Annotated in this window: 8 protein-coding genes; 6 read left to right on the plus strand and 2 right to left on the minus strand. The window is 41.3% G+C overall.

Annotated features, from left to right (window positions below; all coding sequences use genetic code 11):
• Nucleotides 1–688: 688 nt before the first annotated feature.
• Both MXE28_RS10710 and MXE28_RS10715 read right to left on the minus strand, forming a co-directional pair.
• A complete protein-coding gene (locus MXE28_RS10710; protein ID WP_247240150.1) occupies nt 689–1309 on the minus strand; it encodes a hypothetical protein in 621 nt (206 codons plus the stop codon).
• Nucleotides 1310–1385: 76 nt separating this feature from the next.
• The gene (locus MXE28_RS10715) at nt 1386–3200 is read right to left on the minus strand and encodes an N-6 DNA methylase (RefSeq protein ID WP_247240151.1); all 1815 of its coding nucleotides are present in this window, start codon (nt 3198–3200) and stop codon (nt 1386–1388) included.
• A gap of 394 nt (nt 3201–3594) precedes the next feature.
• Here MXE28_RS10715 and MXE28_RS10720 point away from each other — a divergent pair, with 394 nt between their 5' ends.
• The 6 genes from MXE28_RS10720 (at nt 3595) to MXE28_RS10745 (ending at nt 10719) form a co-directional block, all read left to right on the plus strand.
• Nucleotides 3595–4761, plus strand: coding sequence for a DUF2827 family protein (locus tag MXE28_RS10720; RefSeq protein WP_247240152.1), 1167 nt, complete (start codon nt 3595–3597; stop codon nt 4759–4761).
• A 495-nt stretch (nt 4762–5256) separates the two neighbouring features.
• Nucleotides 5257–6123 carry an alpha/beta hydrolase gene (locus MXE28_RS10725; RefSeq protein ID WP_247240153.1) on the plus strand — a complete coding sequence of 289 codons (867 nt, stop codon included), beginning with the start codon at nt 5257–5259 and terminating at the stop codon, nt 6121–6123.
• Nucleotides 6124–6143: 20 nt separating this feature from the next.
• Complete coding sequence (locus MXE28_RS10730; RefSeq protein WP_156705906.1) at nt 6144–6284, plus strand: hypothetical protein; 141 nt, start codon at nt 6144–6146, stop codon at nt 6282–6284.
• Between the two features lie 395 nt (nt 6285–6679).
• Entirely contained in the window at nt 6680–8152 is a 1473-nt protein-coding gene (gene rlmD, locus MXE28_RS10735) for a 23S rRNA (uracil(1939)-C(5))-methyltransferase RlmD (protein WP_247240154.1), read from the plus strand.
• The gene (locus MXE28_RS10740) at nt 8130–9095 is read left to right on the plus strand and encodes a Fic family protein (protein ID WP_247240155.1); all 966 of its coding nucleotides are present in this window, start codon (nt 8130–8132) and stop codon (nt 9093–9095) included. The genes rlmD and MXE28_RS10740 overlap by 23 nt, the downstream gene beginning before the upstream one ends.
• A 211-nt stretch (nt 9096–9306) precedes the next feature.
• The gene (locus MXE28_RS10745) at nt 9307–10719 is read left to right on the plus strand and encodes a glucose/sorbosone family PQQ-dependent dehydrogenase (protein ID WP_247240156.1); all 1413 of its coding nucleotides are present in this window, start codon (nt 9307–9309) and stop codon (nt 10717–10719) included.
• Nucleotides 10720–10866: the final 147 nt, after the last annotated feature.

Here is a 10866-nt window from a genome sequence, read left to right on the forward strand (position 1 = left end):
ATTTATTGGGATTAATTTAAAAAAGCCACACACACTTTTTGTCCTATAAGCCTATTTGATTTTCATCGGCTGCGGGCTTTATAATATAAGGAGAAAGATAGTGAACGTTTGGAACCGTTGGCTATCCTCAGAAGAGTTTAGCAACAGGCCCACACCGTTATCGGCGTTGGGCCTTTTGCATTAGTATCTAAAATCTTCAGATGGTAAAAAATACAATACAGATGATGATATGGAATTGAACGATTAGTTTGTTTACAGCAATGGATAAAGACCAGTATACTGATATTATATAGATAGATGTTTTTATATATTGGGGTAAGGGGAAATCATTATGCAATTTATCATTATGATGACATTATTCATTATAACAACGGCCATATTTAACGTCTGGTCCATACCTATATGGGTTGCCATTGCTATTTTTAAAGGTATCAATCAATATATTCTTGAGCCGAGAGAACGTAGAAAGCGCCTCAGATGGCGGGATTAATAGAATAATAGACCGTTGACCGGCACATGTTACCGGAATTCAGTCAAATTTAAAAGGCCCCTACAGGGGCCTTTTTCGTTTATGAGAGTTTTATTTTGGACTTATAGGGGGATAGGGATCTATAGGAGATTTTGGGGCCATTGAAATAGTTGTGTTTTAGGTCTATTTGGTAAGCCACTCATTGATTGGCGTACTATATCACCGTAAGAACACCGCCACAAAAAATCCGTCTTTTACTTCAATTAAATTAAAAACAACTTTGTCGTTTTTATGGATTCCTTCAATGATTTTGGGTTCGTTTAACAACGTACCGAAGAAACGCGGCGGCTGGCAATCTTCGCAGCGAACCCAGCAATATTCCGGTTCTTTTTCTTGGTCGTAGAAGATAACGGCTACATCATCGGGATAATCGGCATGACGGTAAGCATCCAACTCTTTAATTTTGCGACATAATTCAATACCTTTGTCGGCTTTGTAGAACTTGTGAATTTGCTCAATTTTTTCATCATACGCATTAGGCGTAAGTTTATTGAGTAATACAATTTCCTCATCGCCGATAGATTCAGAGCGAAGTTTGACTGAAATCTCGTCATTTCCCGGGAATAGCGTTGTCGTGTCGTTTTCGTGCCGCGCGGCACTTAAAACTTCAAATGTAAGCCCCGCTTCGTGGTCGATATAACCATAGAGTAAGAGTGCGTTGGCATCGTGGTAATTAGGGAATTCTATGAAAAAATCCGGAATATGAGGATCGTTTTTGTCGATAGGTAATAATATAAATTGGTGAAATAAGTCACGAAAAGCGTGTTCATGCAACTTCATAGCTCATAACCTCACTTTTAATATTTTGAACTGCTGTAATGCAGTCACAATCAACTAATCTTTTTTATAAATTTTACTACTGTAGAACAGTCTCGATGAGCTGTTCTTTTTCTTTTTCCAAGGTTTTTAAACTTTCTTGAATCTGGCTTTCTTTTTTTAATAGTTTCTTATATGTATCAGCTAGTTTATCCTGTACGGCAGGCTCGATTAAAGGAATCTTTAACTCTTTTAAATCGCTGATGCTTAAGGTACTTGTCGAACTGCCACGTGAAAGTTGTTCCAGTTGTTTTTTACCCGAATTCGAATTTAAATACATCCACAAAAAGAGGGGATTGATTTTTTCTTTGTTAATTTGCAAAAAATAGGTGTTGCCATTCGAGAATACCTGATTGTTTCTGGTGTTTGACACATAGCCGGTCTTAAAAGGCAGAAGTTTGCTCATGACGATAGTGTCGTTGCCGATAGATTTCTTTTTCAAAATATCGTCCGTCTCAATCAATGAGGTAACGGTGGTTAAGTCGATAACGCTATCGTTTAGATGCTTAGGGGTGATGTACTTTACGGAGTTGTCATCAGACACTAACTCATCTAACTCTTGCGCTTTTAAGAGAACCCCGCGGTTGATCTGGCAGACGTCTTTTAGCAAAATATACTCGGCCGGGAAGTCTTCGCCTAAATGACGCGAAGGTGATAGGTTATAGTTGGATTCGGCTAATTCGGAAGCCGAAACATAGCGGATAAGCCCTTGATATCCTTCGAAAAGCTCGGAAATAGGAGTTCGATTAGTAACTAAACACGTTATTTTTTCAATATCGCCGAGAGATAGGCTGAATTTGCGGCGCCCTTCCGTTCTAATACGAGACGCATCAATTAGGCGTACCGTTTCGTTGTTTTTTGAAAAAATCCACAGCATTGACGGGATAGATGTGCCCGGCAATAGGTTTTCAGATAATTGAACAACGCATTCTACTAATCCTTGTTGTACTAAATTACGCCGGATTTCGCTATATGTTTCCGTTGAGGCAGCACCGTTAGTAGTGATAGCGTAGAGTCGCTTTTCATCAGCTAAATCATCTAAGGCTTTCAGTATAAACGGCCATTCGCTCTTATACGCGCTGGGGCCCATAATGTCAGCAAAGCGCGGTAATGTCGGTACTCGCAGCCCTTTGTTATTTTCAAAAAACTCATCAATCATGACACCAAATGGAGGGTGGATGATAGCGGAATGGGGTTGTTTGGTAGAAATATCGCGGAAGTTAGTAAAAATACTTCGATGCCGGTCTTCTTCGTAAAACATATTGCCAAAGTGCAATTTGATGGTCCGCTCGTGTGGCAGGAGGGACAGTCTGAGTTTGGTAACGACATAGCATTCCGGATTGATTTCAATTCCCTCTAGTGATTGCGCGTTGCCGTAAAGTGCGGCGGATAGTAGGAATTGTCCGTAACTAAAGCCCCAATCGTAGATAGACATTTCGTTTTTTACAAGTTCGACGAGCAATCTGTTTAGGCTGCGGCCGCTGTCGAAAGCGGCGTCTTTTTTGCTGTTAGGATTGGCAAACATCAAATAAGTTAGCAGTTGCAGACTAGTGCAGCTTCGTAAGGCTGAATGCATTGGGGTGAATGATTCCAAATTACTGCTTTGATAATAGTCTGCCACCGTTTCAAGCGCTTTGGTGACAAAAGAGTCGTTTAGTTGAGATCTGAGCTGAAAAAAGGCAGACTTGATTCTTGAATTATCTACTTTACTTACCAGCGTTAAAGCCACTATGAATAGGGAGTCTTGAAAACTCGCGACGGCGAACGGTTTGAGTATATCTTCTACCTTTGCGATGTATGCGTTAGTTCTGTCTGTGTTTTGCAGTTTTAATTCTGCGAAAAGCGATTCAAACATGGAAGACCTCCTTTTATTGATTGGTATAGTTATATTACTTTTACTCACTTTTATTGTATCTACTTATCTATTTAAAGTCAAAGGTTTTTAATAACCAATGACTTGAAAGATAAAATTCAAGATTAGCAAAAGACAATTAACACTCAAGCCAGTCAGATTGAAGAATTGCAGGCTCAAGTGAAAGTACTGATGTCCAAAATAAATTCTTAATACAGTATTTATGCTAATAAGGATGTATTTCACATAATTTGTCTGAAAATTCAAATAAACGATTTGTGTATTTGAATAAAGTTTTACTGAAAAAAGCGTTATGTAAGCTATAATATGTGATATATTAATATAAAATACATCATATTTTAATCTAGTTACGATGAATAACAAAAAGGATATTTATATGGGTTTAGGTAAGAACAATAGTGGAAATAAATCAAACAGACAAGGGCTTCGCATTGGCATCACATTTTTCTGGGGCTCAACGTACAAACACATATGGTCCAATGGAGCCGGTCAGAATATGTATTTTTTACGTGAAATGCTCACTCAAATTGACGGCGTTGACGATGTATACTTCGTGTTCTGGGGCAATGATTTAAAGACATTGCCTAAAGAACTGGAAATCGAAGCCATGGGCGTCGATATTTTCCCATACGAAGAAGTTGTAAAAACCACCGATGTCTTGATTGAAGGTACGCTTACGTTAGAACCAAAGTATGAAAAAGAATTCCGCAAATATGGCGCCAAAATTGTTACCTTCCGCATGGGTAGTGATTTTATCATGGATATGGAAAAATTCGTGAATAAAAAGGATGGCGGTCGCGGTTTTAACGGGTGCACGTTTGATCAAGTCTGGTTAATTCCTCAAGTATATAAGACTAACAAAGACTATTTGGAAGTCATGACCGGGACAAAAGCCTACAAAGTACCGCATGTGTGGAGCCCATTCTTTTTTGACCGACAAGTGGCTAACCTGCAAGACGGTTTGAGTTTTGGTTATAATCCCGACAAATCGAAACGGGGCCGTCGCATAACCGTGATTGAGCCGAATATATCGGTTCTAAAAAATTGCTATACGCCGGTCCTCATTGCCGAGGCAGCCTATAAAAAAGATCCGGAGGCTATTTCCCACGTGTATTTGTGTAACACCTATGATGTACGAGATATTTCCGGTTTTCACAATTTTATCGGTTATACCACACTGGTAAAAAACAATGTTATGACCGTTGAAACTAGACATCTATTGCCCTACTTTTTGTCGCGTTACACCGATATCATGCTGGCTTTTCAGTGGGAACTGGGGCTTAATTATACCTATTACGAAGCCCTTTACGGCAATTATCCGCTAGTACACAATTCGCCGATTTTACTTGATGCGGGCGTTGGTTTTTACTATCCGGAATTTGATGCTCAACGAAGGGCCGACGTATTACTCGACGTAATTAAGAATTACGATGCTCAAATTGAAATTCATAAGAAACACAATCAGGCGTTTTTAGAAACTTTGTCGCCATACAATCCGGCAGTATATAGTGAGTACGAAAAATTATTGAAGCAGTTGTTTTAAAAAGAAACGGTTCCGTTAAGTTGGAGGCTCTTCAAAGTTAGATGTTAAAATCTACCTTTAAGAGAGATTTCACAAAACGGAATCGTTTTTTATTAGCGGAATTATTTATGATGTTAAGTTGTTAGTAATTATAAGGCTATTTTTTCATCCGTAATATGCTTCCAAAATCCTAAGCGACCTCTTAAAAGCATTGTATTGCCATCTAAATCCTCGAAACGCAAGGATTTATTGCCAGCCAGTGCATGGGATGGGGGCGACGGTGCATTTTGATGTTTCGGTATAAAGAAAAATTATAGTAGTCTGCATAATTGTTACTGTACTTTCATAAAGGCGCACTCTAGAATATAGATAGCTAAAAGAGCAAAATAATTTAAAAAATAAAGAATTTAACACAATAAAGTCGTTAAAAGAGTAAAAAGAATTAAAAAACAATATTAAATCGTAATAAGTGTTAAAGAAAGGGAAAATAATAAGATGACAAAAGAGCTATTTTCAATGGGTTCAAAAGTTCGCGATGTCATCCGAGATGAGGCATTTGCCGGCTTCGGCCGGCTTTTGTTTCCGGTAGATTTGGCGATACCGCCACAGACAAATTTAAAAGACTTAGGACACTATTTTATTTGGTATAGCTATATAAAACCGGAGCGGACGGTGAGTATTGTCAATGAGCTGAAAGAAAGAGTCCTTGCCGGTGAGACCGTTTTTTATGATATTTATAGCCCGCAAGAAAAGGCTGTCGATCTTAATAAAAAGAACACAGGTTTACTTTTCTTTCGCGGTAAGCCTCACGGCAAGACCGCCATTATCAGCGCCGGCGGTGGTTTTGCCTATGTCGGTGCCATGCACGATAGTTTTCCTCATGCCCAAGCATTGGCTAAACGAGGCTATAACGCCTTTGCTCTCATCTATCGCGTCGCTGCTCGCGAAGCCTGTGAGGATTTGTCACGAGCTGTTGCTTTTATCCATGAGCACTCAAAGGAACTTCAGGTTGATGTCCGTGATTATTCACTGTGGGGCGGTTCGGCCGGTGCTCGAATGGCAGCTTGGGTCGGTACGTATGGGACGAAATCTTTTGGTGAAAAATCCTATCCACAGCCGGCTGCGGTTATCATGGAGTATACCGGTTTGGGCGATGTAACCGGTAACGAGCCGCCTACGTATAACTGTGTGGGAACGGCGGATCGTATTGCGTGGTATGGCACCATGAAACGACGAATTAAGGATATTCAGGCTAATGGAACCGATGCCGCCATCGAAGTGTTCCCCGGATTGCCCCATGGCTTTGGTCTTGGCGAAGGAACTGTTGCGGAGGGGTGGCTCGATCGAGCTGTATCTTTTTGGCAGCGGCAGATTAAAGTGTAAACGATTATTTGGGGGTTAGGATGATGGCCCGTTGCTGTCAGAAAGGAAGACCGCAGACTAATGTGATTACGTTTGAACCGGGCAGTTATAGCGGTTGGCATACTCATGTCGCTATGACTATAATCGGTGTGCCCGGTATCGGAATGAACATATTAGTCTGAATGAAATTATTCAGGCCAATCTTCAGTATTGACAGTAAGACTCAGTATGTTAAAAGATATAGTTTTAAATCAATTTTTGGTGAGTGAAAATTCAAATACACGGACTCCGTGCATTAAGGTAAAGCCCTTTTAAAAATGCACGGAGCCCGTGTATTTTGTTGTATAATAGAACTAATAAATGAGTACCATTAGATATGATAACGATAATAATTAATAGGAAGCCCACGTGATATGATTTAGAGTAAAAGAACTGGTTATAGGGAGGAAGAAATGAACTATCCGGAATTTCCGGATAGTTCAACTTGATGAGGCGACGTTTAGTTATCCCCTATATTTTGTTATATAATAAAAGAAAGTAGTTTTAAATTTTCTTACAGTAAGAAAGGATAATCATCATGAAACAGAATGTGCCTGTAGCAAAGGGCCAAGTCTATGAAATTGCAATTGAGAGTTTAGGTAACAGCGGTGAAGGCGTGGGCCGTTATGAAGGGTTTACGGTGTTTGTGCCGTTTGCCCTCCCCGGGGAACGTATCAGTGCCCGCATTACATTGGTGAAAAAGAACTATGCCGTGGGGACGTTGGTTGAAATTTTAGAACCGTCACCACATCGCATTGAACCGGTTTGTCCGGTGTATGGTACTTGCGGCGGATGTACTTTGCAACATGTGACGTACGAAGAGCAATTGCGTTTGAAAACACAAAAAGTGCGCGACATTATGGAGCGTATCGGTAAAACAAATCCTGATTTGGTGCAGCCCGCCTTAGGCCCGAAACAACCTTGGCATTATCGGAATAAAATGCAGATTCCGGTGGGTTGGGGTGTTGATACCGGCTCAAAGTTACAGGGACAAACAGGCAAAACTCAGGCGGGGGGAGCTAATGAATTAAAGCCGGTGCTAGGCTTCTACGCCATGGGCTCTCATGACATCGTGCCTTGCACAAATTGTGCGATTCAAAATGAGGGGAATAATCAGATTGCTGCCGTTTGCGAGCGTTTAATTCGTGAAACCGGACTCACACCATATAATGAAGTGACCGGCGAGGGCATGATTCGCCACATTATCGGCCGTATCGGTGAAAACGGCTGGATGGTTATTATCGTAAGCACAGCCAAAACATTGCCGCAAGCAGAGCACTGGATTTCTGAAATTCGTAAACACTTGCCGCAAGTAACGAGCATAGTGCTCAATCATAATTCGCGTAAAACGAATGTTATTATGGGCCGTGATTGCACATTGCTTTGGGGTGACGAAACGATTAGCGACACCATTGACGACTTGAAATTCAGACTATCGCCGCATTCGTTTTTCCAAGTCAATCCGGAACAAACCCTCGTATTATATAAGAAAGCGTTGGAATATGCTAATTTAACCGGTGAAGAAACGGTTATCGATGCATATTGCGGTACCGGTACGATTTCTCTGTTTTTGGCAAAACAGGCAAAACATGTTATCGGTATTGAAATTGTGGAACCTGCCATTGTAGATGCCAAAGCGAATGCGAAGCGCAACGGCATTACGAATGTTGAATTTATCGCCGCTGATGCGGCCAAAGAAATGCCGCAACTCGTGAAACGGGGCGTGAAAGCCGATGTGGTTGTGTTTGATCCGATTCGGGCAGGCTGTAAAGAGGAAGTTTTAAAAGCGGCGGCCACCATGAAACCGAAACATATGGTGTATGTGTCTTGTAATCCGGCGTCCATGGCGCGCGATATTTGCGTGCTACGTGAGCTCGGTTATGAAGTGCAAACCGTGCAGCCGGTGGATATGTTTGCCATGAGTGCACATGTTGAAGCCGTGGCTTTAATAACAAGAGTTGCTGTTAATCAAAATGATGAGGTGATATATGGTGCCGAAAAAATCGTATGAAGATGCATTTGAACACCCCGTTGAACATCCCAAAGATGTGCCGGACCAAGATCCCTTCAAAGAATATATAAAAGAATCCGAACCGGCTAAGCGTGAAAAAGGTTATGCATGGCAGACGGCTATCGGCCTGCAGGCCGTTGATGGTCTGCAGCCTTCGAAGTATTTATTGGATACGGCGATTCGAAATATTGAAGGCGAGATTTCCTTGGAAGATGCTCAGCAACTTTTGCAAAATTATTACGAGGCGAAGCCGAACACGGATGCGTCGAATCGGACAGAAGAAGCCGATAAAGTGTCTGTTCGTATTGCAGCACTTCTTTCAGAACATGCTTTCAGCTTTACCCCAAATGAGTATCTGGCCATTCATAAAAAGCTTTTTACGGGCATCTATCCTCATGCAGGGACATATCGTGATTATAATATTACAAAAAAAGAATGGGTGCTGAACGGAGCAACTGTTCTTTACGCCAGTGCTTCAGAACTACGGGCAACGCTGGAGTATGATTTTTCACAAGAAAAGAAGTTTTCTTATAAAAATCTGTCCATGGATGAGATTATTCACCATCTTGCCGTATTTGTAGCCGGCTTGTGGCAAATTCATGTATTTGGCGAAGGTAATACACGGACAACGGCTGTATTCTTTATTAAGTATTTGAGCACATTGGGCTTTGCTGCTACGAACAATATTTTTGCCAAGCATACTTGGTATTTTAGAAACGCGTTGGTTAGGGCTAATTATAGCGATTTGAAAAACGGTGTTTTTGCAACAACGGAATTCCTTGAGTTATTCCTAAGAAATTTATTGCTTGATGAAGAAAATGTGCTACAGAATCGAGCCATGCATATTGGTAGTATCTTAAAAGAAGAGGAAGCACCGTATATGTTTGAAGAATATGTTAAGGCTAAAGTTGAAGAATCATACGAGATAGAGTCAATAAAATAAACTATAGACACTTTCGCTTAGGTGTTCAGTATACAAGTAACTGTTTTTTATTTATAATAATAAGAGATATGAATGAAATGTGAAGTACAGCTTACCGTCTTGAGGACCGGAAAGACTTCACGATTCAGCACGGTTATAGGCTATCTCTAGTCGAAAATAATCGATTAGAGATAGCTAAGTATGAAGGACTTTTATGTGAAAGGAGAACCGTATGAAGAAATTAGCAGCAAAAGTACTTTGTGGTCTTTTTGCCATTACGGCAACAGCAGGTTTTAGTATGGTGGCTGAGGCAGCCCATGGAGACAAGGTCAATATTGCAGCGCCTTTTAAGGCGACTGTCCTTGTAGATGGCTTGGGTTCTCCGTGGGAAGTTCTTTGGGGACCGGATAATTCGTTGTGGGTAACCGAACGTCAGGCAAAATCGATTTCTAAGGTTGACCCGAAAAAGGGTAAGCATAAGGTATTGTACACCTTTAATAATGCCGTGGCGGCGCCGCCTCATCAAGGCGTTCTGGGCCTCGCACTGGACCCACAGTTCCTTAAAGGAAATAATTATGTCTACACGGCTTATACCTATGAAGTGAATGGTGAAAAGCATGCTCGTATTGTCCGTATGACTTATGATCCTAAGACCGAGACACTTCGTGATGAAACAGCTATCCTCGATAATCTGCCGGCCAGCGTTGATCATAACTCCGGTCGACTTCGTTTCGGACCGGATGGTAAGCTTTACTATACCATCGGTGACCAAGGGAATAATCAGGGGACTCGCGTAGCCAAGGAAATCCAGGCTCAGATGTTACCAACAGCAGAGCAGGTAGCCGCTAATGATTATAGTCTCTATCCGGGCAAAATTTTGCGTCTCAATGCAGATGGCTCCATTCCTTCAGATAACCCTGTATTAAATGGTGTCCAAAGTCATGTATATGCCTATGGGTTCCGCAATACTCAGGGGCTCGCCTTTGTTGGTGATAAACTCTTTGCGACCGAACATGGTCCGTCTACAGATGATGAACTGAACCTTATTGAAAAAGGCGGCAACTATGGCTGGCCGTATGTGGCAGGTTATAGAGATAATGAATCCTATGTGTATGCCAACTATTCCCAGGCTTCCAAAGAATTGCAGGCAAAATTTGATTCAAACAATATTCCGGTAGGCGTTCCGACTCAGTTGGAAACAGACTTTAATGCTCCGAACCTTAAAGATCCGCTTAAATCCTTTAACGTTGTTCGCAATGGCTATGATTTTGCCGATGAAACCTATGCACCACTTTACTATGTAGGTTGGCCAACCATTGCTCCTTCCAGTGTTGCCTACTATCCGGCAGACGGGAAGATTACAGAGTGGCAGAATTCCTTGCTCATTACGACGCTTAAGAATGGTGCCATTTATCGTGTGAAACTTGATGGTAAAAGTGAACAAGTTCAGGGCGATGTAGAAAAATTATTCAAGACTAATAACCGTTACCGCAATGTTCTTGTAAGCCCGGATACTACAAAGATCTACGTTGCTACGGATAACGGCGGTAATGCGCTAGGTAAAGATGGCAAGCCGATTACAGAAATGGAAAATAAGGGCGCTATTATCGTCATTGAATATACAGGAGATAAGACCGGCAAATAAAAAGACTGATTCCCGGTAGAGATTTCAGTTTACGTTCTTTTCGAGAATATAGCATAAATGAATATATGTAAAAGGGACCCAGCGCCATAACGGCTGTAGTGACCCCAAAAAGTTAGACTTTTATTTCCGAGAAGCCTGAATAGGTTT

Origin of the sequence: Veillonella sp. KGMB01456 (assembly GCF_023051165.1) — a bacterium.
Taxonomy (GTDB): Bacteria; Bacillota; Negativicutes; order Veillonellales; family Veillonellaceae; genus Veillonella_A.

Excerpts from the sequence above, each read along its gene's own strand:
- MXE28_RS10710 (WP_247240150.1), bottom strand. The coding sequence starts at position 1,309 with ATGAAGTTGCATGAACACGCTTTTCGTGACTTATTTCACCAATTTATA.
- MXE28_RS10730 (WP_156705906.1), top strand. The coding sequence starts at position 6,144 with ATGATGGCCCGTTGCTGTCAGAAAGGAAGACCGCAGACTAATGTGATT.
- MXE28_RS10745 (WP_247240156.1), top strand. The coding sequence starts at position 9,307 with ATGAAGAAATTAGCAGCAAAAGTACTTTGTGGTCTTTTTGCCATTACG.
- MXE28_RS10715 (WP_247240151.1), bottom strand. The coding sequence starts at position 3,200 with ATGTTTGAATCGCTTTTCGCAGAATTAAAACTGCAAAACACAGACAGA.
- MXE28_RS10725 (WP_247240153.1), top strand. The coding sequence starts at position 5,257 with ATGGGTTCAAAAGTTCGCGATGTCATCCGAGATGAGGCATTTGCCGGC.
- MXE28_RS10740 (WP_247240155.1), top strand. The coding sequence starts at position 8,130 with ATGGTGCCGAAAAAATCGTATGAAGATGCATTTGAACACCCCGTTGAA.
- MXE28_RS10720 (WP_247240152.1), top strand. The coding sequence starts at position 3,595 with ATGGGTTTAGGTAAGAACAATAGTGGAAATAAATCAAACAGACAAGGG.
- rlmD (WP_247240154.1), top strand. The coding sequence starts at position 6,680 with ATGAAACAGAATGTGCCTGTAGCAAAGGGCCAAGTCTATGAAATTGCA.